22 protein-coding genes and 1 pseudogene are annotated in these 23,289 nt (G+C 45.4%); 12 read left to right on the top strand and 11 right to left on the bottom strand.

Going from position 1 to position 23,289, the window contains the following annotated elements:
• Positions 1–11 precede the first annotated feature (11 nt).
• Positions 12–3,113, top strand: coding sequence for an efflux RND transporter permease subunit (locus AC51G0_RS19005; RefSeq protein ID WP_496303216.1), 3,102 nt, complete (start codon positions 12–14; stop codon positions 3,111–3,113).
• Positions 3,114–3,131: 18 nt separating this feature from the next.
• Here the strand turns inward: AC51G0_RS19005 and hflC are convergent, their stop codons facing one another.
• The 3 genes from hflC to AC51G0_RS18990 form a co-directional block, all read right to left on the bottom strand.
• Positions 3,132–4,127, bottom strand: coding sequence for a protease modulator HflC (hflC, locus tag AC51G0_RS19000; protein ID WP_496303215.1), 996 nt, complete (start codon positions 4,125–4,127; stop codon positions 3,132–3,134).
• Positions 4,124–5,197, bottom strand: a complete 1,074-nt coding sequence (hflK, locus tag AC51G0_RS18995; RefSeq protein WP_496303214.1) for an FtsH protease activity modulator HflK — start codon at positions 5,195–5,197, stop codon at positions 4,124–4,126. The genes hflC and hflK overlap by 4 nt, the downstream gene beginning before the upstream one ends.
• Before the next feature lie 244 nt (positions 5,198–5,441).
• The gene (locus AC51G0_RS18990; protein WP_496303213.1) at positions 5,442–6,311 is read right to left on the bottom strand and encodes a LysR family transcriptional regulator; all 870 of its coding nucleotides are present in this window, start codon (positions 6,309–6,311) and stop codon (positions 5,442–5,444) included.
• Between the two features lie 121 nt (positions 6,312–6,432).
• Between AC51G0_RS18990 and AC51G0_RS18985 the strand changes: the two genes are divergently transcribed.
• From AC51G0_RS18985 to fusA, 4 genes are all read left to right on the top strand, one after another.
• Positions 6,433–7,410 (top strand): NAD(P)H-binding protein, encoded by a 978-nt coding sequence (locus tag AC51G0_RS18985; RefSeq protein WP_496303212.1) that lies wholly within the window; start codon positions 6,433–6,435, stop codon positions 7,408–7,410.
• Positions 7,411–7,529: 119 nt separating this feature from the next.
• Complete coding sequence (locus AC51G0_RS18980) at positions 7,530–8,396, top strand: alpha/beta hydrolase family protein (protein WP_496303211.1); 867 nt, start codon at positions 7,530–7,532, stop codon at positions 8,394–8,396.
• A 311-nt stretch (positions 8,397–8,707) separates the two neighbouring features.
• Positions 8,708–8,998: a YkgJ family cysteine cluster protein gene (locus AC51G0_RS18975; RefSeq protein WP_496303210.1), complete on the top strand. Its 291-nt coding sequence runs from the start codon at positions 8,708–8,710 to the stop codon at positions 8,996–8,998.
• Between the two features lie 247 nt (positions 8,999–9,245).
• Positions 9,246–11,357, top strand: coding sequence for an elongation factor G (fusA, locus tag AC51G0_RS18970; protein ID WP_496303209.1), 2,112 nt, complete (start codon positions 9,246–9,248; stop codon positions 11,355–11,357).
• Between the two features lie 201 nt (positions 11,358–11,558).
• Here fusA and AC51G0_RS18965 read toward each other — a convergent pair whose 3' ends face one another.
• The gene (locus tag AC51G0_RS18965; protein ID WP_496303208.1) at positions 11,559–11,924 is read right to left on the bottom strand and encodes a DUF6404 family protein; all 366 of its coding nucleotides are present in this window, start codon (positions 11,922–11,924) and stop codon (positions 11,559–11,561) included.
• A gap of 620 nt (positions 11,925–12,544) precedes the next feature.
• Positions 12,545–13,003 (bottom strand): Lrp/AsnC family transcriptional regulator, encoded by a 459-nt coding sequence (locus AC51G0_RS18960; protein WP_496303207.1) that lies wholly within the window; start codon positions 13,001–13,003, stop codon positions 12,545–12,547.
• A gap of 125 nt (positions 13,004–13,128) precedes the next feature.
• Between AC51G0_RS18960 and AC51G0_RS18955 the strand changes: the two genes are divergently transcribed.
• Positions 13,129–14,025 carry an EamA family transporter gene (locus AC51G0_RS18955; protein ID WP_496303206.1) on the top strand — a complete coding sequence of 299 codons (897 nt, stop codon included), beginning with the start codon at positions 13,129–13,131 and terminating at the stop codon, positions 14,023–14,025.
• 159 nt (positions 14,026–14,184) lie between these two features.
• Here AC51G0_RS18955 and AC51G0_RS18950 read toward each other — a convergent pair whose 3' ends face one another.
• A complete protein-coding gene (locus AC51G0_RS18950) occupies positions 14,185–14,997 on the bottom strand; it encodes an enoyl-CoA hydratase/isomerase family protein (protein ID WP_496303205.1) in 813 nt (270 codons plus the stop codon).
• 137 nt (positions 14,998–15,134) lie between these two features.
• On the opposite strand from AC51G0_RS18950, the gene AC51G0_RS18945 reads away from it, so the two are divergent.
• Positions 15,135–16,082 (top strand): LysR family transcriptional regulator, encoded by a 948-nt coding sequence (locus AC51G0_RS18945; RefSeq protein WP_496303204.1) that lies wholly within the window; start codon positions 15,135–15,137, stop codon positions 16,080–16,082.
• 285 nt (positions 16,083–16,367) lie between these two features.
• Positions 16,368–17,051: an MOSC domain-containing protein gene (locus AC51G0_RS18940; protein WP_496303203.1), complete on the top strand. Its 684-nt coding sequence runs from the start codon at positions 16,368–16,370 to the stop codon at positions 17,049–17,051.
• Between the two features lie 192 nt (positions 17,052–17,243).
• Here AC51G0_RS18940 and AC51G0_RS18935 read toward each other — a convergent pair whose 3' ends face one another.
• Positions 17,244–17,495, bottom strand: coding sequence for a hypothetical protein (locus AC51G0_RS18935; protein WP_496303202.1), 252 nt, complete (start codon positions 17,493–17,495; stop codon positions 17,244–17,246).
• 376 nt (positions 17,496–17,871) lie between these two features.
• A complete protein-coding gene (locus tag AC51G0_RS18930) occupies positions 17,872–18,273 on the bottom strand; it encodes a hypothetical protein (protein WP_496303201.1) in 402 nt (133 codons plus the stop codon).
• 428 nt (positions 18,274–18,701) lie between these two features.
• On the opposite strand from AC51G0_RS18930, the pseudogene AC51G0_RS18925 reads away from it, so the two are divergent.
• Positions 18,702–18,842: pseudogene (locus tag AC51G0_RS18925) on the top strand (oxidoreductase); the annotation flags it as partial.
• A 173-nt stretch (positions 18,843–19,015) separates the two neighbouring features.
• Here the strand turns inward: AC51G0_RS18925 and AC51G0_RS18920 are convergent.
• A complete protein-coding gene (locus tag AC51G0_RS18920; RefSeq protein WP_496303200.1) occupies positions 19,016–19,264 on the bottom strand; it encodes a DUF3297 family protein in 249 nt (82 codons plus the stop codon).
• A 456-nt stretch (positions 19,265–19,720) separates the two neighbouring features.
• On the opposite strand from AC51G0_RS18920, the gene AC51G0_RS18915 reads away from it, so the two are divergent.
• Positions 19,721–19,834, top strand: coding sequence for a hypothetical protein (locus tag AC51G0_RS18915; protein WP_496303199.1), 114 nt, complete (start codon positions 19,721–19,723; stop codon positions 19,832–19,834).
• Positions 19,835–19,941: 107 nt separating this feature from the next.
• Here the strand turns inward: AC51G0_RS18915 and AC51G0_RS18910 are convergent, their stop codons facing one another.
• Positions 19,942–20,724, bottom strand: a complete 783-nt coding sequence (locus AC51G0_RS18910; protein ID WP_496303198.1) for a carbon-nitrogen hydrolase family protein — start codon at positions 20,722–20,724, stop codon at positions 19,942–19,944.
• 195 nt (positions 20,725–20,919) lie between these two features.
• Here AC51G0_RS18910 and AC51G0_RS18905 point away from each other — a divergent pair, with 195 nt between their 5' ends.
• Positions 20,920–21,339 (top strand): Lrp/AsnC family transcriptional regulator, encoded by a 420-nt coding sequence (locus AC51G0_RS18905; protein ID WP_496303197.1) that lies wholly within the window; start codon positions 20,920–20,922, stop codon positions 21,337–21,339.
• A 133-nt stretch (positions 21,340–21,472) separates the two neighbouring features.
• Here the strand turns inward: AC51G0_RS18905 and AC51G0_RS18900 are convergent, their stop codons facing one another.
• Positions 21,473–22,315 carry a LysR family transcriptional regulator gene (locus tag AC51G0_RS18900; RefSeq protein WP_496304252.1) on the bottom strand — a complete coding sequence of 281 codons (843 nt, stop codon included), beginning with the start codon at positions 22,313–22,315 and terminating at the stop codon, positions 21,473–21,475.
• 128 nt (positions 22,316–22,443) lie between these two features.
• Here AC51G0_RS18900 and AC51G0_RS18895 point away from each other — a divergent pair, with 128 nt between their 5' ends.
• Positions 22,444–23,091 carry a glutathione S-transferase family protein gene (locus AC51G0_RS18895; protein WP_496303196.1) on the top strand — a complete coding sequence of 216 codons (648 nt, stop codon included), beginning with the start codon at positions 22,444–22,446 and terminating at the stop codon, positions 23,089–23,091.
• Positions 23,092–23,289 lie beyond the last annotated feature (198 nt).

Here is a 23,289-nt window from a genome sequence, read left to right as displayed (position 1 = left end):
ACGGCTTCAATATGAAATTTACTGATCTTTTTATACGCCGTCCCGTTCTAGCTCTGGTGATCAGCTTTGTGATTATCATTGCCGGACTACAAGCCGTACGTTCGCTTAATGTCCGACAGTATCCCCGCAGCGAGAATGCCACGATCACCGTCAGTACCGTTTATATCGGCGCAAGTGCCCACCTGGTTCGTGGTTTTATCACCACTCCGCTGGAGCGGGTCATCGCTGCTGCCGACGGTATCGACTACATCGAGTCGCAAAGCGCTTATAGTCTTTCGACTATCAGGGTTCGCCTCAAGCTAAACTATGATGCGACTAAGGCACTGGCAGAGATCAGCTCGAAAGTGGATCAGGTTCGCAACTATCTTCCACCGGAAGCTGAAGTGCCGACCCTGAATATCGAGTCGGCGGACAGCGAATTTGCTTCGGCTTATCTGAGTTTTAGTTCCGACATTCTTCTACAGAATGAGATCACTGATTATCTAGTGCGGGTGGTGCAACCGCGGCTCAGCGCCATCGAAGGGGTACAGAGAGCCGATATTCTTGGCGCTCGTACTTTCGCCATGCGCATCTGGCTGAAACCCGAGCTTATGGCTGCCCATAATATTAGTCCGGCCCAGGTACACCAGGCTCTGGCCGCCAACAACTTCCTTTCTGCCCTCGGGCAGACTAAGGGGGCGTTAATTCAGGTGAACCTCACGGCTAATACTAATCTGAAGTCGGTGGAAGAGTTCAAGCGCCTCGTTATTCGCCAGCAGGACGATGCTATTGTGCGTATCGAGGATATCGCAGAGGTGGTGCTGGGTGCTGAGGACTACGATACTGAAGTGCGCTTTTCAGGACAGACGGCTGTTTTCATGGGGATCTGGCCCTTGCCCAACGCCAATTCTCTGGATGTTATCAAGCGGGTGCGGGTAGAGATGGATGATATCCGGAAGGCGCTACCCAGCGGCATGGAGACCCGGATAGCCTACGATGCCACGGCATATATTGACAGTGCTATCCATGAAGTTCTCGAAACTCTGGGAGATACCCTGCTCATTGTTGTGGTGATCATCTTTCTCTTTCTTGGCTCTTTCCGCTCGGTGCTGGTTCCGGTGGTAGCGATCCCCTTGTCGTTGATCGGTGCGGTATTTCTCATGCAGGCGTTCGGTTTCACCGTTAATTTGCTTACCCTGCTAGCGGTTGTCCTCTCGGTAGGCTTGGTGGTCGATGATGCCATCGTGGTGGTCGAAAATGTCGAGCGTCACCTCAGTGAAGGGAAGAGCCCCTTTGACGCTGCTATTTTCGGTGCGCGAGAGTTGGTCGGGCCGATCATCGCGATGACTGTCACTTTGGCCGCTGTGTACGCCCCCATTGGGTTGCAGGGGGGGCTAACCGGAGCGCTCTTTCGCGAATTTGCTTTTACCTTGGCTGGTGCAGTAACCATTTCCGGTATTGTAGCGCTGACACTTTCTCCGATGATGTCGGCCAAGCTGCTCAAACCGGGGCTTGAGGAGCACGGGCTAGCCGGTAAGATCGCGGGTGGCTTTAAACGTCTCCGCTTCTATTATGGGCGTCTGCTCGATGTCACACTCAATACCGGTCCAGCCGTCTATATCGTATGGCTCAGTATCAGCCTGGTCACTATACCTATGTTTAGGATGTCTCCGGTGGAGCTAGCTCCGAGTGAAGACCAGGGTGTTATCTTCGGCATTATCGATGCCTCGGCCAATGCAACCCTCGATCAGACCAGCCGTTATGCCGCGGCGGCCAACCAGGCCTTTCATAGTGTGCCTGAGACCGACTTTACCTTTCAAATCACTCTGCCAGCTTCTGGTTTTGGTGGAATGGTGGCTCGTCCCTGGGACGACCGGGATCGCAATGTGTTTGAGATCCTCCCTGAAATTCAGCAGAAACTCCAGGCGATCCCCGGTATCCAGATGTTTCCGGTGACGCCACCTGCGCTGCCTGGAGGCGGGCAGTTCCCGGTAGAGTTCGTTATTGCTTCAACGGCCGAGACTGAGCAGATCCTTGAGTTTGCCCAGCAAATCCAGTTCAAGGCGATGCAAAGTGGTATGTTTGCCTTCCCGCCACTGATAGATGTGAAAATTGACCAGCCGCAGTCCGAATTTATTATTGACCGCGACAGGGTGGCCGATCTCGGCCTAAGCCTCGAGCAGGTCGGGACCGATTTGGGAGTGATGGTAGGGGGGGATTTCGTTAACCGCTTTGACATCGCAGGGCGCAGCTATAAGGTGATCCCCCAAATCCAGCGGATTAATCGTCTCAACCCCTCCCAGTTGCAGGATATTTACATTACCGGACCCGATGGTGGGCTGGTGTCGCTATCCACCATCGCGACCATCGAAAATGCTACTGTGCCCAGATCCCTTAATCGTTTCCAGCAGCTCAATTCCGTCAAGATCAGCGGAGTGTCGGTACGTCCGTTGAATGAGGCGCTGAGCTATCTTGAAGCTGAGGCGGCAAAAATTCTCCCCGACGGATATGCACTGGACTACACGGGGGAGTCACGGCAGCTAAGAACAGAGGGAGATCGATTTCTTCCGGCGTTTGTCTTGGCTATCACCCTGATCTTTCTGGTTCTTGCGGCTCAGTTCAATAGTTTCCGCGATCCCTTCGTTATTCTCGCTGGCTCGGTGCCGCTGGCGATGTTCGGTGCGTTGACTTTCACTTTCCTGAAAATGCCTGATCCGAACATCCCGTTCTGGACCCAGGGCTGGACCACCACGATGAACATTTATTCCCAGGTCGGGTTGGTCACCCTGGTTGGTCTGGTGTCAAAAAACGGTATTTTGATTGTCGAGTTTGCCAATAAGCTCCAGGAGCAGGGCCTCTCCAAAATCGATGCGGTGCATGAAGCCGCATTGACCAGGCTTCGACCGATCCTGATGACTAGCGCTGCTACTATCGCTGGTCATTTCCCTTTAATCTTGGTAACTGGTGCTGGGGCTGCAGCCCGTAATTCTATCGGCCTGGTATTGGTAGGGGGCATGGCGATCGGAACCCTTTTTACTCTCTTCGTCATCCCCTCGATCTACATGCTGGTTGCCCGTGACCATTCAAAAGGCAGTGAGCGGACGGTTTCAACACCTCCTGCCGCGAAGGGGTAGGGGCAGGTAGATATTGGCTCATTGTTTTTCCTGCATCTGGTTTGTCTCTTGTTTCGGGTTTATTGCCTTTAGAAACTTGAATAAATCACTTTCAGTGGACAATACAAGCGTGGAATCTTTCGACAAGATTGTTCGGTACGATTGCATTGTACGAGTAAACTCATACAAGCTCACTGCTTGTGGGCTTTGGTTATATGCCTGTGCATATATTTTAGCTGCTTTGGCATCGGCCTTGCCCCGGATTTCTTCAACCCTACGATAGGCTTCGGATTGGATCTTATTTAAATCACGGACTCGATTTCCCCGGATCCTGGCGGCCTCACCTTTGCCTTCGGACAGAAAGCGTTCTGCAATTTGGCGTCGCTCACTGATCATACGGTCATAGATTTTTGGCCTTACACTGGCGTTGTAGTTGATACGTTTAAAGCGGATATCCAATAGTTCGATGCCAAATACCCGGATTTTTTCTATTGCGGCTGAAAATATTTCTCTTTCAACCTGTTTTCGTCCTTTTTGAATTGGCACTAAATTCCCCATCTTTAAGTCGCGTCGGGTCTCCATCAGGCGCTCATCTCGTAAGGGGTGCCGATCTTTCGTTGTGCGGATAATTTCAATCAATTTATGTTTCGCAATAGCGTTACGGGTTTCGCTGCCAAGAATATCGTCTAATCGGGATTGAGCACTGTGTTCGTCGCGTAAGCGGAGAAAATACTGTAAGGGATCCGTTATCCGCCAACGTGCAAACAAGTCTACTGAAATATACAGCTTATCTTTCGTCGGCATATTTGAGGGGGCACCGTCCCATTCCAATATGCGTTTCTCAATAGTGTTAACGTCTTGTATAAAAGGAATTTTTAACTTTAGCCCAGCTTCTGTTACGGGCTCTCCCACCGGTTTGCCAAACTGGGTAATAATGACTTGCTCGACTTCACTCACGGTATAAAGCGTCCCTTTCGCAGTAAGGGCAAAGAGGGCCACGATACCGAAAATAATGAAGGGTTTTGCTTTTCTCATGGCAGCTTGCCTTTTATTTTCGACTCTGCTTTAAGATCTAGAAATGGCAGAACGCGGTGTGTTTTTTCATCAATGATGATTTTTGAGCGTATGGCTGGCAAAACAGCTTGCATGGTTTCGATATATATTCGCTGGCGGGTGACTTCTGGCGCTTTGCTGTATTCTGCCAGTAAGGCATTGAACCTGGCCGCATCACCTTCTGCTTCATTAATTCTTTTAAGCCGATAACCGTCGGCTTCACGAATACGCTGATCCTTCTCTCCTTCCGCCAATGGGATCACTTTGTTGTAATCTCTGCGTGCATCGTTAATCAGCTTCTCTTTTTCTTGCTTGGCCTGATTAACTTCATTAAACGAGGCCTGAACGGGTTTAGGGGGATTAATATTCTTGAGCTGTACCTGGTCAATATTGATCCCCATTGCATACTTGGTGACAAGTGTCTGCATTTTAATCAGTACTTGAGATTCAATTTCTTGCCGGCCAATCGTAATAACCTCATCAACGGTACGATCACCAACGACTTCCCGCATTACAGATTCTGAAACATCGCGGAGGGTTGCACTGGGTTCACGCACCTTGAACAAGAACTTAACGGGTTCGGCAATACGATATTGAACAACCCATTCGACCAGCGCTGCATTTAAATCACCGGTTACCATTTGCGTTTCAAGTTCAACATCTTGGTCGCCAGCACTTTGGTAAGGGTCACTAATTCCTGGCGTTGTGAAGCCAAATTCTTGTTTTAACTGCCGCTTGACCGGAACAATGGTGGCAATATCGATGCCGAGAGGAAACTTGAAATGTAATCCGGGTTGTACTTCTATATGGAACTTGCCGAAGCGCTGAATGACGGCAACAGAATCACTGGGAACGGTGTAGACGGCTTGCCAAAGGCTAATGACAGCGATGACAAGCAATAGCATTGTTGCAGCACCTGTCAAATCAGCGTAGGGCGAAAAGCGTTTCATTGCGTCTGAGCGATTTTTAAAGATACGGCCAAGTTTGCTCGGAAATTGTGTTCCTTGCTTCCAAGGATCCTCGGATGGGTTGTTATCATTAGACGATGCCATAATGGTTGTCTTGCGATACTTGCAAAAATTGTTGCATAAATAAGGTTGGTTGGACTTGCGTGATTTTGCAAGCTGGTGGATGAAATATAGGAGGCCAGTTAAATAGGACTGGGATAATTATAAGCAGTTAACAAAGGCTTACATTGTTTAGTTAGTCAACACATTCAATGTAATTCATCAATCTCATTCGGCGAAGTGTCAATAGCCGGATAAAATTGATGAACTTGATACTATCAGGGAACCGCTACAATCGATCTGCCAAAAAATCCACCATAGTCCGGATCCTACGGTTGTGTTGTACATCTGCATGGCACACCAGCCAAAATTCCAAGTTGGGAATCGGGGTGCTCGTGAGTAACATTTCGAGTTCAGGAAATTGTTTGATGATTGAAAAGTGAGTGATCGAAATGCCTGCACCCTGACGTGCCATTTCAATATGTAGCGGTAAAAAGTCGGTTCTGTTCAAGAAATCTTCGGGCTTGATATCCCTTCCCAGGGATTTCGCTTCCCTAATCATTTGCGGGTCACGATCAAACCCTAAAATACGGTGTGATGCGAGGTCATCAACGCATTGGGGACGCCCATGTCTGTCGAGATAATGCCTGCTAGCACAAAAACGAAGGGGGATGTCTGGCAATCGCCTGGCTACCAAATCTGGCTGGGTGGGGCGAAACATGCGCAAAGCGATGTCGGCATCACGTTTTGATAAGCTGGTGGCCTTATTGGAAATCTCAATTTCAACCTGTACTTCTGGATAGAGGTCGTTAAATTCAGCGATCAATGGCGGTAAATAATAAAGCCCGATGACTTCGTTCGCGCTTATGCGAACATTGCCAGCCAGAGAGACATTAACGCCTGAGGCTGTGCGCAAAAGGCTGTTGGCCGCCTCCTGCATTGGCGTACTACATTCAAGCAACTGCGCCCCCGCTTCGGTAAGCTTCAGCCCTTGGGTGCTTCGATCAAATAATGCCACCTTGAGACTCGCTTCAAGGGCTGTCATATGCCGACTTAACGTTGGTTGAGAGGTTCCCAATGTTTGGGCGGCCTTGGAAAGACTGCCGGAATGAGCCACTTCGATAAAGCTCTGTATCCAATTCCACTGTAATTTGTTCATTGCCTTAATACCCACAATGCTTATTCATATTTGCATAGCAACCATGCTAAAACGAGTGTTCCATAAACAAATAGGAATAACCATACTTGGCATTAACTTAAATGAACAAAGGTGTTATCCAATGAATACTACTTATCAAAGCAAAGCATCCTTCAATAATCCTGAGACTTTCCCCGCATCGATGAAATCCGCATTGGTGATTGGTTGCACCGGAGCCTTTGGAAGTGCTGTCGCTAAAGAGCTACTCCATCGCGGTTGGACCATAAAAGTCCTGATGCGATCCCCCGGGAAATGTCCCAGCTGGCTGGCTTGCAGTCAGGTTATTGAGGGTGATTGCAGATCAATCAAGGATGTTGACAAAGCCGCTGAAGATGTTGACCTGATTGTTTACGGCGCTAATCCGATCTATACGGATTGGCATGAAAAAGCCGAAGCGATGTTAGAACCCACGGCACAGGTAGCCGAGAAGCGATCGTTGCATGTTCTGTTTCCCGGCAACGTTTATGGGTTTGATCCGAGCAAAACGCCGACAATTTCTGAAACCTCTGAACAATGTCCGGTAACGGACAAGGGCGTTATTCGTCAGCGTATGGAACAGCGGCTGGAGCGGGCCAGTCAACGGGGCGCCACTATTACGCTGGTTCGCATTGGCGACTTTATCGTGAAAAATTCGGAAAGCGCCACGATTAACCACCTGTTGGTGCGTGGAAAAAAGGGTTGGACTCTTGCCAACCCCTCATCCGGCCCTCATCAGCACAGTTTCGCCTGGTTGCCGGATGTCGCTGCAAACGCAGTATCCCTTCTTGACCATGATAAAAGTGGTTTTAATGTATGGCATGAGCCAGGTGTTGTGACGACACATCAACAGTGGCTATCTGCATTTGAACAGCTCAAATTGCCTGTCAAATCTAAACAGTTTCCTTGGTGGGCACTTATCCCCATATCTTGGTTCAACCCGATGATGCGGGAAGTCGTCAAGATGCGTTACCTTTGGCAGCAACCGTTGTTGCTGGATGGCACAAAAATGAAATCAACGCTGGGTGATGATTATCGATGCAGTTCCCTGACGGAGGTTGTGTGCGCATTGGTAAAGCCATGATCATAGACGGCAGTGATGGCGTAGTGAATTTGGCCACAGGTTAGGTGATTATCACTGGTCAGACCTTGAGTTTAATGTTATATGAATGCCATGCATATGTATCAAGAGGCGGCCATTTAATGAATGTTTTTTGCACGGATGAAATAGATGTTTATTGTCAAGATGGTCAAAAACTTGCTGCCACTCTTTATAAACCGAGTCTTGAAGTAAAAGGGGCGGTATTGGTCTGCCCCGCAACCGGTGTCAAAAGACAGTTTTATAACAGCTTTGCGTGTTTTTTGGCTGAGAATGGCTACGCCTCTATTACATTTGATAACCGTGGTATTGGACAATCTTTATCAGGAAATATAAGTGCGAATAAGGCCTCATTGCAGTGTTGGGGAGAGCAGGATATGCCAGCAGTACTCGACTTTCTCAAAACGACCTATCCAGAAAGCACCTATCACCTGATTGGTCATAGCGCGGGTGGTCAACTGGTCGGTTTAATGCACAATGCAGAAGAGCTCAGTTCAATTTTCAATTATGCTTGCTCTTCCGGTCAGTTAAGAAACATGAAAATGCCTTATTTATTGAAGGCTCATTTCTTTATGAACCTATTTATCCCTATGAGTAACCTGATTTTTGGCTATACGAAATCGCAGTTGGTTGGAATGGGGGAGCCTTTGCCTAAAGCCGTCGCCCAGCAATGGCGTGAGTGGTGTAATGGCCAAGGCTATGTAAAAACAGCTTTTGGCAAAACTATAAATAACCACCTGTATAGCAAACTCACAACGCCTTCTTTATGGGTTAATGCAACCGATGACGATATCGCGATAGATGCTAACGTAGCCGATATGCTGACAGTGTTTGAAAATGTAAAGGCGGAAACGCTGACGTTATCCCCCCAAGAGTACAACTTGGATGAAATTGGTCATATGAAGTTTTTTAGCCGAAAGTCGAGTCAGTTGTGGACACTTGTTTTAGGTTGGTTAGAAAAGCAAAGCTGACATAACAATATATTCCTTTCTTTTGTGCTAGAACCCTCAACATGGTTCTTTGCATGTTCTTATACAAGCTAAATGTTGAGTTAAAGTTGTTCAATACCATGTAACCTTTAGTCAGGTTTATTATCCATACAATGCAATCAAGGTAATGTATTACAGTTGGCGGTTTTGGTATGTAATTCCGTGTGCTCTGTTGGCTCAGCGTGGCACAACTTATTGAAGGCGCAGGGCAACCAGCGTATAGGTCCAAATGATTTCGTGAAAGTGGCCGTTTTAGAGTACTATGTCGGTAATTGAGCGTACTGTAGTTATCTATGACCATTAAAGTAACAAATCTGCCAGAACCTGAAGTCACATGTGCCAACTGCCAAGCTTGCTGTTGTCGTTTAGAAGTTATGATTATTACTGACACCGGTGTGCCAGAGGAACATATTGCAACTGATGTGTGGGGAGGGGAGGTCATGGCGCGTTTAGACGATGGGTGGTGTTCTGCCTTAGACCGCGATACCTTGATGTGTACAATCTACGAAAATCGGCCATGGATTTGCCGAGAGTTTGAAATGGGTTCGTATGAATGTATCAATGAACGAACTGAAAATATGTAACGGCTTCACTTAGCACTAATTGGTAGATGATTTCTTTTTTGCAGTCGTCTACTCTTTCCCTTGTAATACAGCATCGTTTAAATTCCCTATCTTCGTTCACTTTATAGCCAATGAATATGCCTAAGATTGCTGTTAAAGTTGAATGCTATGCCGGTTCACTAAAACCAACCCTTAGTGCGCTGATGTCTATGGTTTGCACTATCCTTTGTACATAATCGGCCTAAGAGAAGCTCTCTACGAGGTTTCCATGAGCACTGAGCGGGTTCGTAAGGATGTCGGCAAAGGTAAAAAAACGCCAAAACTCGAGGTCTTGCGCAATATTGGGATCATTGCCCATATCGATGCCGGTAAGACCACCACCACAGAGCGGATACTTTACTACACTGGACGAACCCATCGTCTTGGCTCCGTGGACGACGGTACGACGGTGACCGATTGGATGGCTCAGGAGAAAGAGCGAGGGATCACGATTGTTTCCGCCGTCATCACAGCCAGCTGGCGTGAGCATCAGATCAACCTGATCGACACCCCCGGTCATATCGATTTCACTGCAGAGGTCCAGCGGGCACTACGGGTGCTTGATGGTGGAATTGTGGTTTTCGATGCGGTTCATGGCGTGGAACCGCAGAGTGAAACGGTGTGGCGCCAAGCTGATCGCTACCGTGTACCACGCATCTGTTTTGTCAACAAAATGGACCGGCTAGGTGCAAATTTTGACTTCGCCGTAGATATGATTGAGCAACGCCTGGGAGCCCGATGCGTCGTCCTGCAGATCCCTATCGGGGCAGAGACGGAATTCGAGGGGGTGATCGACCTGTTACGGATGCAAGCGATACGCTGGCCGGATCAGTTAGGGGCCACTTCCGACGTGGGTGAGATCCCACCTAGCTTGAGGGAACGGGCAGAGCAGGCGCGCGCCTTGCTGCTAGAACGGGTGGTGGAAACAGATGACCAATTGCTAGAACGCTATCTCGAGGGAGAGGAGCTGGATTTTGAAACACTGACGAGCGCACTACGCCGGGCCACTATCGCCAATCAGCTATTTCCGGTTTTATGTGGCGCCGCATTGCGGAATAAAGGGATCCAGCCGTTACTCGATGCCGTGGTGGACTACCTCCCATCCCCATTGGATATAGGGCCTGTCGTTGGGATCGATCCTCGAACCCAGACGTCCTCTGAACGAGCTCCAAGCTCAGAAACCTCACTTGCCGCGCTTGTGTTCAAGGTGGTTTCTGACCCCTATGTCGGCCATCTGGCTTATCTGCGGGTCTACTCTGGGAAGCTGCAACCTGGGGACCGAGTATACAACGCTACTCGGGGAAAGAGCGAACGGCTCGGCCGCCTAGTACGGATGTATGCCGACCATCGCGAAGCGTTGGATCAGATTTCGGCCGGTAATATCGATGCAGTGCTGGGCATGAAAACCGCCTATACAGGTGATACCCTCTGTGACGGGGATGAGCCTATCTTACTGGAATCGATTCAGTTTCCCGAACCGGTGATCAATATTGCCCTAGAGCCCAAAAACCATGAGGACGTGAAGCAACTCAGCCTGGCTCTGCACCATTTGGCGGAAGAGGACCCCACTTTCAAGACGCACATCGATGAGGATACCGGTCAAACTATCCTGGAGGGCATGGGGGAGTTGCATCTTCAGGTTATTGTCGATCGCCTACAACGGGAACACGATATTCAAGTCAAAACCAGCAACCCCCGAGTCGCTTACAAAGAAACGATCAGCCAACCGGTCTTCCAACTCGAGGCGCGCCATGTCAAACAAACCGGTGGCCGAGGTCAATATGCCCACGTGGTGCTGGATATCGAGCCTGGAGAACCAGGCAGCGGTATCTCTGTTGAAAGCCGAATCAGCGGTGGCGCTATTCCTCGTGAATTTATCCCTGACGTTATAAAAGGGGTTGAAGAGGCGGCGCGCTGCGGTGTTCTTGGTGGATATGCCGTTACGGATGTCAGTGTGACCCTACAAAACGGTTCCTTTCACGAAGAGGACTCTAGTGATCAAGCCTTCCGGACTGCAGGAGCCAAGGCCTTCATCGCTGCAGTATGTAAGGGGGAGCCTATTCTGCTAGAGCCAATATGCCGGGTGGAGGTGACAACGCCTGAGGAATTCACTGGCGACGTGTTGGGCCAGTTGAGCGCCAGACGTGGAGAAATAGAAGGCCTAACATCCCGTTCGGGCGGTATTGAAGTGATCCGAGGGCATGTGCCGTTACGGGAAATGTTCGGGTACGCGACTCAGTTACGTTCTGTCACTCAAGGGCGTGCTCTCTTCTCCATGGAGTTCGACCACTACACTCCTCTCCCGCTAGAACTGCAGCAGGAGGTGCTTGAACATGGCTGATAAGGTTTTGCCTCATTTTTAGTTAGAGCTGTAGCTCATTCATATCGTGTTAACTGTGATTTGGGCTAGATTTGGTAATCTTGGTTAGGTATGCCAAATCGTTTCAATCTGAGATTTGGCTGCTTCTGCGGCCTGAAAGTCGTGTCGTGGTGTATATTACGGGTGTTATGGTAAATCCGCTGTTGTAAATCTACTTAACCATCATTGTTGGGTTTTAGAATTCAAGTCATCCCATTTTGAAATACTATTTTTACGCCTACTCCATTCAGCATAAATTGCGACAGAAAAGCTATAGCCAACTGTCATGATTAAGACAGGTATTATGATATCAGCCAGAGGTATTTCAAATGGTATCCAAACAACAAGTGCCATAAAAACACTCCACGGTACTCCAAACCCAAAAAATGAAACCATAAGATTCATTGTAAAGGAGTTATAGTGGAATGGGCGTAACTTGAAGCCCATTTTTCTAAACCAACGAACATATGGTGGGTTGAAATTTGATTTCCATATACCACATCGTTCTAATTCACTATGAGCAGACATTAATTTTGCGTCAAAGCACATACTAAACCCTTTTAATATTTAGGCACTATTACATCAAATTATATTTATTCAATAACATTGGTGATAATGATTGAATAACCTAACGCCTACAATAAGCTGTGCGTTACAAGCCTCTTAAGCCAATAATGAAAACCGTAATTACTGAGTCAACTTATACAAAAGCGAATAAAACATATCTCATACCACCATCAACAGTTTATGATCACACTCACAAAAAATACGATGTGATAAATGTTTATGCATATAATTTATCCCGAAGCATGATAGATGGTGACATCAGAGATGTTGACGGTTAAGCATCACAGCCATCATTTTTTACATGACTCAAAATTAACTAACAAACACTGACACTTACTTCTTCCCGTTTGCGAGCGTTTGATGTATCTCATATAGCCTGATGTAGTGAATGACACAGCTTAGTTTGAGATACTTTACTTAAGAGGAAGGTCGTCATTAGGTCATTAACTCTCATTCACTTCTGTCCCTTACCGAGTTAGCGACTGCCAGTCCTTGTTGCCAGTCCTTGTTGCCAGCCCTTGTTCAATTGACTGTCTGATTAGATTGAGTCATAGGTGCTAGGTTGCTTATAAGTCAGTACATATAAGTATCTTATCATCAATTTAAAATGAAGAAGGAATAGGGCCAATTACCTTGGAATGCCTCATCACGACTAACGTCTTAAAGTTTTTTACGCTGTCATCTTTATGCAATACCCGTTGGGTGAAATCATCAAACGCTTCCATATCTTTTGCTATCACTTGTAAAACCAAGTCAAAGTCTCCAGTAACGTACCAAGAGTCTATGATTTCAGGCTCTTTATTTACCCTAGTTAAAAACTGGTTAACTATCGAACTATGATCTCTTTCTAATGTAACTAATAGCATCATGCTCAGTGGCCAACCCATGCTCTTAGGCTTGACTATCGCAATTTCTCGTTCGATTAAGCCGCTTTTACGCAATTGCCTTACCCTGCGATAACATGCGGGCTCTGAAAGCCCTACCTTGTCGGCTAAGGCGCTCATTGACGATTTAGCATCTATTTGCAGTTGCTCTAAAATTTTGTAATCGATAACGTCCATAGGTTCAAAATCCTTTTGACTTAGCTGTGATAATTTTTATCACCAAACGCTCAATAATGTCAATAATAATCTTATCATAATGATAAATTTTCTCGTACATCATAAATGTGGAAGGCGAGAAAATCATGGAACGTAAGTTTATTCATAATGGGATTGCGATATCTTTATCGGCGATAGTTTTGGCAATGATTTCGATAACCGCAGGGGCATCTCTAGCTAAATCCATGTTCTCATCTTTAAGTCCCGAAGGTGTTACTGTTTTGCGAATAACAATATCTGCCGTGCTCCTCTTTTTTGGATTGCGTGTTTGGGACGTGAAGTTAACCAGTAACAATATAGGATCTGTGATTGCCTATGGCATCACGATCGCTGGGATGAATCTCTTTCTTTATTTAGCCATCAAAACGATACCTGTTGGGGTAGCACTAGCCATTGAGTTAATTGGGCCGTTATTCGTTTCTGTTATTTTTTCACAAAAACGATCTGATTTTTTATGGGTTGTCTTAGCAGCTTTAGGGATTTACCTTTTAGTTCCTAACTCAACAAGTGTTTCTAATCTTGATTCTATCGGTGTTTTATATGCATTGGTTGCAGGCATCTTTTGGGGAGGCTATGTTATTGCCGGGAAAAAAGCAGGCCTACAACATGGACGCAAAGCACCCGCTTTGGGCTTAATTGTTGCTTCGGTATTTATGTTTCCGATCAGTATTGAAACACTATCTATCAGTCTCATTGATATGGATTTACTCATTTTAAGTGTTTTTGTTGCATTGTTATCGAGTACGATCCCTTTGATATTAGAAATGATGGCTTTGAGAGACTTACCGACAAAAACGTATGGTGTTTTGACGAGTGGTGAGCCTGTTGTTGGTGCTATTGTTAGTTTCATTATATTAGGAGAGGTGCTTACACCTATTCAATGCCTCGGCATCGTAACCATCATGATAGCTTCAATAGGGACTGTTATGTCGCCAGTGTCAAGTAACCTAGTCATTAGGCCACAAGATCCGTTAAACGATTGATGACCATTTTTTTATGGCCAGATTGGTATCAATGAAGACTATGCTTGGAAATTTCTGATGACGAGCGTTACAGGCTTAATGGCTTGGCTTTTATCTGATTTCATCTCAAAGGTAGCCGAACAATTTGTTGCGGCTACCTTAGCGCGGCTAAGATTGCGCTTATTTAGCAAGCTCAGCGGCTGTGTCTACAAAGATACCCTGGATGTCTTTTGCTTCGCGCTCCGTTTGGCCACCATGTTTTAGGAATGCGCCGATAATAGCCTGGGTTTTCTCTTCTTTTGCTCGTTCAAGGAAGTAGCGCAACTCTAGCTCAGTACCCGCACTTTCATCTTTTATTGAAGTCTCGATGATCTCTTTGTACATCAGGATATCACGTACTTCTAATTGGCTAATGACACTCAGAGTCTGGGATAAGAAGTCGTCCATTTCCGCTTTAGGTACATATTGAGTGATAATATTTAACGCTTCTGCTTGCTGAGCACTAAAATCATTACCAAGCAGCAGCGCTTGTAGTGCTTTGCCTTTACCGAGTCTTCTCGCGAACTGCACCGCACCTTGGCCACCAGTAGGGATGTTTACGTGAATTTCAGGCTGAGCAAATGCGGCGTTTTCCGTGCCGTATGCCAAATCACACGACATTATGAACTCATTACCGCCCCCACGTGCGACGCCGTCAACCACGGCGACAGATAACTGCTTCATTGCCTTGATATTGGCAATCATATGATTAAATTCAATAGATGCAGCTTGGCCACCCTGAGTTCCGTTGATTACATGTAGATCTAAATGAGCCAAGAAGAACTGCTCGTGAAGTGATTTGAATACCACCACTTTTGTATCGCGGTCTCCTTCTTGTGACAAAACAAATTTGTTAATTTCGTTGATTAGATCAATCGTTAAAATATTCACTGGTGGATTGTTGATAGTAACGACTGCAATGCCATTGTTGTGGGTAATCGATAATTTGTTCATGAAGCCTTCCTCATTTGTCTAAATGGGCTTTATCAGTGTACGCCCTCAATGTGTTGCTACTATAAATTTGTCATCGATGAAGAAAAATGGTCAAATCTTCATATCATTGGTGCCAAAAATGCAACAAAAGGTGAGGTATGGATTTTTCTAGCCGATTATTGCTGCTACTTGAAGTGGTGGAACTTGGTTCATTTACTAAAGTGGCCGAGCAGAGAAATGTAGATAGATCCGTTATCTCGAAACATATAAGCCGATTAGAGGATGAACTTGGTGTACGTTTGCTAAACCGAACAACACGATCGCTATCTTTAACCGCGGCTGGCAATGAAATGGTGAACCAAGCAAAATCGTTACGGGTCCTGTTAAATGATACTCATCGGCTGGCTCAAAATTATCATGCTGAACCGAGAGGTGTACTGCGGATCACCAGCTCTACCTTGTTTGGTCGGCAGTATGTTCAACGAGCCGTGCTGGCTTTTCAGAAAAGATATCCAGAAGTCGACGTCGAATTACGTTTAGAAGACCGAATGATGGATATGATAAGCGAAGGATTTGACATTGGCTTTCGCATCGGTAAGCCGAAAAACTCTAGTCTGATCACCAGAAAGATTGCTCGTAATAGGTTATTGATTGTTGCATCCCCCGAGTTTATTAAAAAGCATGGAGAAATAGAAACTGTTGAGCAATTGGAATCTTTGCCTGCTGCTGTTTACTCCGCACCGGGGCTATTGATCGATAAATTTACGTATTTCGATCACAATAAAGAAGGCAAGCACCTTCAATTGAATGTTGCTTATAAAGTGAATGATGTTGAGATGGTGACGAGAACTGCCACTGCGGGGAATATGCTAGCTGTAGTAACGGCACAGATGATTGAAAATGAAATCTTGGAAGGCAAGCTCATCCCGATAATGACGCAGCTTCATTTAGATGATTTCGGTATTTTTTACGCCGTGTATCCCCACAGAGATGCACCCATCAAAACTAAACTGTTCATTGATACACTTAAGTCAATCGTCGGTGAAGATGTGCCAATTTGGGAAAAGCAGATCCCCAATTTTGAGAAAATGTATGGGCGAGCGTAATAGTAGGGGAGATACTGCAATATTATTAAGGCGCAGTTTAAATGATTAGGGATAATTTGGAGGGCAATATATCGAGTGTATTATCCAGCATCTTCTTGGCTAGCCAACATTGAGTTAATGGTATTGGTGATTCCCCTCTGTTCAGAACTGCTGCGGTGTGGTGCGGAAATTCTCATAGAGTGCCTTGATGTAGGAAGAGTTATTTCGTGCGAACGAAATATTGGGCGACTATTGGGACAGACTGATGGTAGCCTATCGCGAAAATAAAAACAGAAGGAGGTTGGTATGACACAAAAGCATTCTCTAAGAGGTGTCTTTCGCGGCAAGGTGGCTCATCGTTTTGGCATGGTAACGGCAATTGATAAGGTTCTTGTTCAAGAGGATATTTACCTTTCGGCAGAAGGGTTAGAAGGTGATGAGTGCGCAGATCAGAAACACCATGGCGGTGTTGAGCGTGCGCTTCATCATTATCCCGTGGAGCATTATGCTTACTGGAAGAATAAATACCAATCAGATTCACAGTGGCAAGCGCCGGGAATGGGTGAAAACCTCAGCTCAGAGGGTATGTCGGAAGACAATGTTTGTCTTGGTGATCGCTACCAATGGGGTGAGGCCATCATTGAAATCAGCCAACCTCGTTCACCATGCTTCAAGCTTAACCAGCGTTGGGGCGTGGAAAACTTCTCTGTCGACATGCAGGACATCAGCCGTTGCGGCTGGCTCTATCGGGTGATCCAACCGGGTAGGGTGAACGTAAATGAACCTCTGGTGCTAGTGGAGAGAATGGAAAACGCCATGACAGTGCAAGAGGTCTGTGAGTATTATTTTGGTGATCCTTTGAACCAAGAAGGACTCCTCAAGCTAAAGCAGCAAGATCGTTTATCGCAAAGCTGGATGAGTAAAGTCGAGCTGCGACTTGAAACCGGTGAGGTGGAGAACTGGAACTTCCGATTGCTGGGGCATGCTTAATCAACAATAGAGTGAAAAGTTGATTTTCTCTCAGCAAGAAGAAAATCAATGACTACAGATTATTACCTTCCAAATGTTGTAGTGGTGAAATAGATATTCATGGTTGAGTACGCCACCAGGCTGCATCTGGTGGCGTTGATAAAACTAGGACTATAGGTTGTTTGCCACTTTGCTGTGTGATGCAAAAAAGGCTTAGTGCATGTGTTTTTTCGGGCCGTGACGAACAAGATCTTTACCATTTTCGTAAACCTCTTGAGTCACCCAACGGCCTAGAATCAGTTGATGTTTATCATCTAAGACTGCAACGAAAGGGCGGCCATCGGCGTTGTTGGTAGCCAGAGCAACACCTGCTACGTTTGTGAGACCCAGTCCACCATTTTCAACAGACAGTAGAAAATTCTCTAGTTCGTCAAGGCTGTCAATTACATCTTTATCAAATTTCATATGGCTTTCACTTATGTTTCTTTGCAAATCCACCCGTTTATTACAGTATATGATGCTTCGTTAGCATTGTATTTTGAATAGAAAGGGGGCTTTAAGTTGTTTGAATTACAGTTGTTACCCAGGCCGTTAGCCTTTGAAGGTAGTATTTGGGTTACTTTACAGTTGATACAAGATGATTAGAACTGTAAGTGTATCGACTGCTGCAAAACAGCACAATTTATCAATGGTTTGTATAGATTGAAGGCAGTTTCGAACTTATTTATTAGCGAGCAACTGATTGTGACGATTCCCCGCCCATATAGTCTTGGGCGAGGTTCTTGATAGAGTTGGTGAAATTATCTTGGGATCAGAGACCTCAAGGATTACGTGTTTGATCCTAATATGCATTTTTACTTGCAGCTTCTTGTGCCAGCCATTGGTTTATATGTTCTTCGACATGCTTAAAGTCCACGTTCAGTCTGCCGCCGTGAGAAGTGAAAGAGTCAATGGTTCCCTTTTCATCGAAATGACAGGTAGCGCTTATCTGGTCGTCGATAAATTTCCCCCGCATCAACCCGGCATGCATTTTCATTTCAATGTTGAGCTTGGTCGGCGTGTCATACTTGGCCAGCTCGTCGTTGATGCTAATGTACATGTTGACAATAAAGAAATGCGCTATCTGATTTGAATCCTTGTATCCTAAGGGGTTATCAAACGTACTCTTGATTAGGGGGAGTGATGATAAATCATTGTTTTTAAAGCAGCCATATGCTTGCTGTATTAGATCTTTATTTGTCATGCTTCACCTTTTTCATGTATGACCTTGCCAAGGCACAGGCACCTCTGAAAGCGCCAATTCACCCCTCATACAGGGTAGTTACTTAGTAAAGCATAAACTGGTCGAGATCTGTTTGTTCGTGATAATGCCATTTTTGTGTACTCAGTCGGCTACTGCATATCAAATTATCGCTTCCGTTAATTATATTCTACGAGCTCAAATCATAACTGGTGGTTATCAAGATTATAGTAATTGATAATTTTGTGTTTGCTCCGGTTCGCTGTACATTCTCTTCATCGAAGCTAATCCAATATCAAAACGCACTACTCAGCCTATTTACTTTCAAGTGCGGTGACGCGTTTCAAACGGCGATATATGAAATTTTTACACACGATGTTAAGAGTCACTGCCTTGAGAAATCGATCGAGTTTTATACCACTGTATTGGGTATGAATGTGCTGGAAAGAACAGACAATAATGAACACCGCCAAGCAGCATTAAATGCGATTGAAGCGGGCTTTGACGGAATTGAATTGTACGCTGAAAACGGCTACTTGGTTAACCAGTTTCTTGATTCTGAAGCGAACAATAATTTTACTGGACAGGCATAGTTAAAATATACAACTAAAACTGACATTATTAAGTTGATCAAATGCATCTGGAACGAGATTGCTGCTGTGTAGTGGTCAATTTTAGTAATACATAGGGCCTAAATTTCTTATAGGCCCTTTTTAGTGATGATAGTAAGTGGTATTAAAACTACTTAGCTATAAAAGGCCTCAACAGTACCTTTTAGCGTAATCAGAAGAGGTTGTCCGCGACGATCCAACGCTTTAGGTGATGGGATTTTTACCCAACCTTCACTAATGCAATATTCCTCGACATCGAAACGCTCTTTGCCGTTAAGTCGAATACCAATGTTGTGCTCGAAACATTCTGCCACATGGTGTGGGCTACGAGGATTACCCGAAAGGCGATCTGGTAAAGCTGGTTGCGATTTAGTGTCGTTCATGTTCGTGACTTATAGTAAATATAAAGTGCGCTATTGTAGACAATATGGACCTAACGCTCAAGAGATACAGTAATAAATCGTGTTGATGTGTGTTTCTATCTAATTCGTTGATTTTTAAGGAATAAGTCCCAGTTTGTGCCTGTGGGGTTTGAAGGCAAAACCTGAAACAAAAAAAATAATATCACTATATTTAGCTAGTAAATAATTGAATGTAATTACCTGATATCAAGCCTGAGTGTATATATAGCTTAAATTACATATTTTGAATGTCTTAAACGCAATAAAGAGTAAAATACTGATAATTCATCGTAGGTTGTATGCACTTAGTTTCAAGTTTAAAGTGCAACTAAATCGATAGGTATTTATTGATAAATTCTTGTGGTGATTTGAACCCAAGTCGGCCACTTTAGGAGCCAGGTTCAGCCGCATATGGTTCATCAAAAGCAGCTTTGGATCATGCGTCCAGGTGAACCTGAAGAAATTGCAAATGCGGTATTATTACTTGCCGGAAATCGCGTTGGATGGATCACTGGCCAAATTGTTCAAGCGAGCGGTGGCCTTATGCTGTAGTTCCCTCAGCGTAGACATCCAGGCCAGCATGCATTGAGTGATGCTGGCTTCCTCCCAGTTGCGAGCCACTACGCAAAATGACCTGAATGCATGGTTATTAGGGATGATTAGCCTTGGTTAGGCCCTGTTTCACGTACATAACACGGATATTGTTTTTGTTGTCTCTCTACGAAATTGAAATCGAGATCAAAAGAAACCACAGGGTTATCTGATGAGGTTTCTGATATCAACGAGCCATCTGGTGCAAAAGCAAATCCTTTGCCTCCAAAAATCAAATTACTGTTAACTTTTCCAACACGGTTAGAACTGACAACATAACAACCAGAAATTATGGCTGCCATTGAGGCTGCTGTTTTCCACTGCTCAACACCTTGCTCCGTAGCTCTTGGTACAACAAGTAAATGAGCGCCTTGGAGTCGATAAGACCGAGCCCATTCATTAAACATCAGCTCCGTACACAAAAGAAAACCCACCGTTAATTCATCGATTTTGATGACATCGAAACCTGTTTGACCAGTACGAAACCAAGCTGTCTCATAAAAGCCTGCTTCTTCGGGGAAGTAATGTTTTTGGTGCGCAAAACGGTATTCACCACTGAGGAGAGCAAATGCTTCGTTTGCTAGCATGCCTTCACATTTAACAGGTCTGGAGGATAGAACAAGAGGAATATTAAGTTTCTTTAATGCGTCTATACCACTGTCATGAGCGGAAATAGACTCTTCTGCACAATGGGCGTTAAAGTTGCTACTCACAGATAACCATTTTCCAAAAGGCATTTCATTGGTCACTAATACATCAGGCTTTTCAGAAGCTATCTGTTGTTTTATCTTTTCCCATTCATTCCCTTCAGGTAGCAACCCCTCTGGTGATTCAACGTAAGTTATTTTCATCTCATATACTCCATGATTGTGTTCGATTAATATTTGAGTACTAAGTTAATGTAAGAAGACAAAAATGCAGATAGACAAGTCGCCATCATTAACCAGCGATTCGTTGTTTATGCTGACGAATCGCCAGGCATGCTAACGGACATGTTATATTGCCTGTTTCTAGTAATTTTCGGATGTTAAGATCTAAGCGGATTTATGGATAAGTTTGATCAGAAAATTTTAGCCTGCCTAAGCGATGATGCACGCCAATCTAATGCGGAAATTGCACGAAAAGTGGGCCTATCTCGCAGTGCTGTATCGGAACGTATTCACAAGATGGAAGATCGGCAACTGATCTTGGGGTATCGAGCAGAGTTAAAATCACTTGAAAGCAAGGTTGCAGCCTATTTTCAATTATCCTTTAGCCAGAGTTGCTGTGATGAAGTCGAAGCTATTCTTCGGCCTTATCGCGAGATTCGAAGCTGCCACAGTACTTCTGGGGAAGTGGATATGATGATTTTTGCAGAAGCGGAGGGAATAGTAGAATTAAACGACTTGCGAAACCGCCTTGAGCAATTACCGAAATTGACTCGGATCATCACTCATACAGTATTAGAAGAGCGCATTCGTAGATGATGGATGAAGATCTCTGGCGCTTTGCTATACCAGAAATTATCCGAGGGGCGTGTGCTAGGTTCTCAACGTACTAAACGACTGTTTGCATTATAAGAACTCGGTGAAATGCCTAAGCTACCAGTCTTTGACGAGATCAAACGTCCTGTGCTGGCATCAATTCAAGCAATTGCGCTAAGCATTCCTTATCTAACACTGGATGAGGCTCAATGCCGGTAATCAAAACTATATCTACCGCAGGCAGTGGTGGCATGTCGTCGAGGATCTTAAGATCGTTAGTCACACTGATTCCTCCCATTGCACCAATTGCCATACCTGAACGAACAATGGCACGTTGTGCTGAAGCGGTATTACAGCACGCCAACAATTGATAAGGCATGCCTCGCTTGGTTAAGCAATCAATGGCGGCTGCGTGGTATTTGCAGTCGGTTTGAAACAAGGCGAGAGGCAAAGGTTGGGATTCATCTAATTTAAAATCTGGATGGCTGATCCACACACCTTTGTCGTTGGCGAGCCAGTAACCCTCTTCACTGCCCGGCGCACGAGTAACGATGGCAGCGTCCAGCTTTCCTTCGTCGAGCTTTTCTCTCAGACTGATGCTGGGTTCACTAAACACGTGGATGGAACACGTAGGCTCGGTTTGCTGTAATACACGGATGACGTTAGGTAAGATGTTGTCGTTGTAATCTTCTGGGCAACCCAAGCGTAAAGGGCGTTTGTTCTCGTATCGTTTGACTTGTTTGAGTGCTTGATTATGTAAGCTGACTAGCTGCTCGGCATGGGAACGCAGTGCCAATCCGGCCTCACTCAATACGAGGTTGCGGCCGTCTTTTTCAAACAAGCTAACGCTGAGTTCATCTTCCAACTTGCGCATTTGGGCGCTAAACGCAGATTGGGTACGGTTGATTTGCTTAGCGGCACGAGTAAAGCTGCCTGTTTCCACAAAGGCGAGAAGGCTGCGTAGCGCGTCGATATCCATATCAAAAATCCACCCATCGTTTTTGTTGAAGTATTCCATCAAAACTATCCGTTAGTCCGGCAGAAAACAATCAGATATTGTGATTTCAGACCTTAGTTAATCGCAACACAAACTGCATGGAGGCTTCAATGCAACTGTTTATTGGCAACCAAAACTACTCAAGCTGGTCACTTCGCGCGTGGCTGATCTTCTCTCAATACAATTTGAAGGTGGAAGTGACCAAGCTGAAGCTATTTACCGAGGATTTCTACAAAACTTTAGAGGGCATCACACCAACAGCCAAAGTGCCAAACTTGGTGCATCATGGCGTAACAGTATGGGACTCGCTCGCGATTTTGGAATACGTGAATGAACAACACCTACAAGGAAAAGCATGGCCAAGTGATGCTGCTGAGAGAGCTAAAGCTCGTGCCATTGCAGCAGAAATACACTCTGGCTTTTTCGATTTAAGAAATGAGCTGCCAATGAATATTCGCGCTCGCAGAAAGGTTGAGTTAAGTGATGGCGCACTGAAGGATATCACGCGTATCGACGCTATTTGGTCGGAGCAAGCACAGCAGTACCCAGATGGTTGGTTGTTTGGTGAATGGTCAATTGCCGATGCCATGTACGCACCTGTCGCGCTGCGTTTCCTAACCTACGGAATTGAGTTGTCTGAGGGCGCGAGAGCGTATCAACAAAAGGTCTTGGCGAGCGCTTCATTGCAACAATGGTTGGAGGACGCGAGCTTAGAGAAAGACATTGTTGAAGAGGATGAGGCTGGTGAAGTGGTTTAATACCTCATAACAGAACTCAACGTTGCATCATTCTGTACAGGTAGGAACGAGCGTGATAGGGAGTCTCTCTACCACGCTTAAGTTGCTGCATGTTCATATAATTCGGTCCACCACTGCCAGAGCTGCACCTTCAATACTAAACATTAGGCTAAGCGACTTTTCCATACTTGATTTAATTCATTAATTGCTAATTTAGCA

The sequence above is a fragment of the Photobacterium sp. HL06 genome, assembly GCF_059552575.1.
Note: the sequence above shows the minus strand (reverse complement) of the source record. Positions and strands in the feature narration are given on the sequence as shown.

Coding starts and splice junctions, on each gene's coding strand:
- AC51G0_RS18940 (WP_496303203.1), top strand. CDS start 16,368: ATGACACAAAAGCATTCTCTAAGAGGTGTCTTTCGCGGCAAGGTGGCT.
- AC51G0_RS18935 (WP_496303202.1), bottom strand. CDS start 17,495: ATGAAATTTGATAAAGATGTAATTGACAGCCTTGACGAACTAGAGAAT.
- AC51G0_RS18920 (WP_496303200.1), bottom strand. CDS start 19,264: ATGAACGACACTAAATCGCAACCAGCTTTACCAGATCGCCTTTCGGGT.
- AC51G0_RS18905 (WP_496303197.1), top strand. CDS start 20,920: ATGGATAAGTTTGATCAGAAAATTTTAGCCTGCCTAAGCGATGATGCA.
- fusA (WP_496303209.1), top strand. CDS start 9,246: ATGAGCACTGAGCGGGTTCGTAAGGATGTCGGCAAAGGTAAAAAAACG.
- AC51G0_RS18900 (WP_496304252.1), bottom strand. CDS start 22,315: ATGGATATCGACGCGCTACGCAGCCTTCTCGCCTTTGTGGAAACAGGC.
- AC51G0_RS18985 (WP_496303212.1), top strand. CDS start 6,433: ATGAATACTACTTATCAAAGCAAAGCATCCTTCAATAATCCTGAGACT.
- AC51G0_RS18965 (WP_496303208.1), bottom strand. CDS start 11,924: ATGTGCTTTGACGCAAAATTAATGTCTGCTCATAGTGAATTAGAACGA.
- AC51G0_RS18915 (WP_496303199.1), top strand. CDS start 19,721: ATGCGTCCAGGTGAACCTGAAGAAATTGCAAATGCGGTATTATTACTT.
- AC51G0_RS18975 (WP_496303210.1), top strand. CDS start 8,708: ATGACCATTAAAGTAACAAATCTGCCAGAACCTGAAGTCACATGTGCC.
- AC51G0_RS19005 (WP_496303216.1), top strand. CDS start 12: ATGAAATTTACTGATCTTTTTATACGCCGTCCCGTTCTAGCTCTGGTG.
- AC51G0_RS18895 (WP_496303196.1), top strand. CDS start 22,444: ATGCAACTGTTTATTGGCAACCAAAACTACTCAAGCTGGTCACTTCGC.
- AC51G0_RS18980 (WP_496303211.1), top strand. CDS start 7,530: ATGAATGTTTTTTGCACGGATGAAATAGATGTTTATTGTCAAGATGGT.
- AC51G0_RS18930 (WP_496303201.1), bottom strand. CDS start 18,273: ATGACAAATAAAGATCTAATACAGCAAGCATATGGCTGCTTTAAAAAC.
- AC51G0_RS18910 (WP_496303198.1), bottom strand. CDS start 20,724: ATGAAAATAACTTACGTTGAATCACCAGAGGGGTTGCTACCTGAAGGG.
- AC51G0_RS18950 (WP_496303205.1), bottom strand. CDS start 14,997: ATGAACAAATTATCGATTACCCACAACAATGGCATTGCAGTCGTTACT.
- AC51G0_RS18945 (WP_496303204.1), top strand. CDS start 15,135: ATGGATTTTTCTAGCCGATTATTGCTGCTACTTGAAGTGGTGGAACTT.
- AC51G0_RS18960 (WP_496303207.1), bottom strand. CDS start 13,003: ATGGACGTTATCGATTACAAAATTTTAGAGCAACTGCAAATAGATGCT.
- hflC (WP_496303215.1), bottom strand. CDS start 4,127: ATGAGAAAAGCAAAACCCTTCATTATTTTCGGTATCGTGGCCCTCTTT.
- AC51G0_RS18955 (WP_496303206.1), top strand. CDS start 13,129: ATGGAACGTAAGTTTATTCATAATGGGATTGCGATATCTTTATCGGCG.
- hflK (WP_496303214.1), bottom strand. CDS start 5,197: ATGGCATCGTCTAATGATAACAACCCATCCGAGGATCCTTGGAAGCAA.
- AC51G0_RS18990 (WP_496303213.1), bottom strand. CDS start 6,311: ATGAACAAATTACAGTGGAATTGGATACAGAGCTTTATCGAAGTGGCT.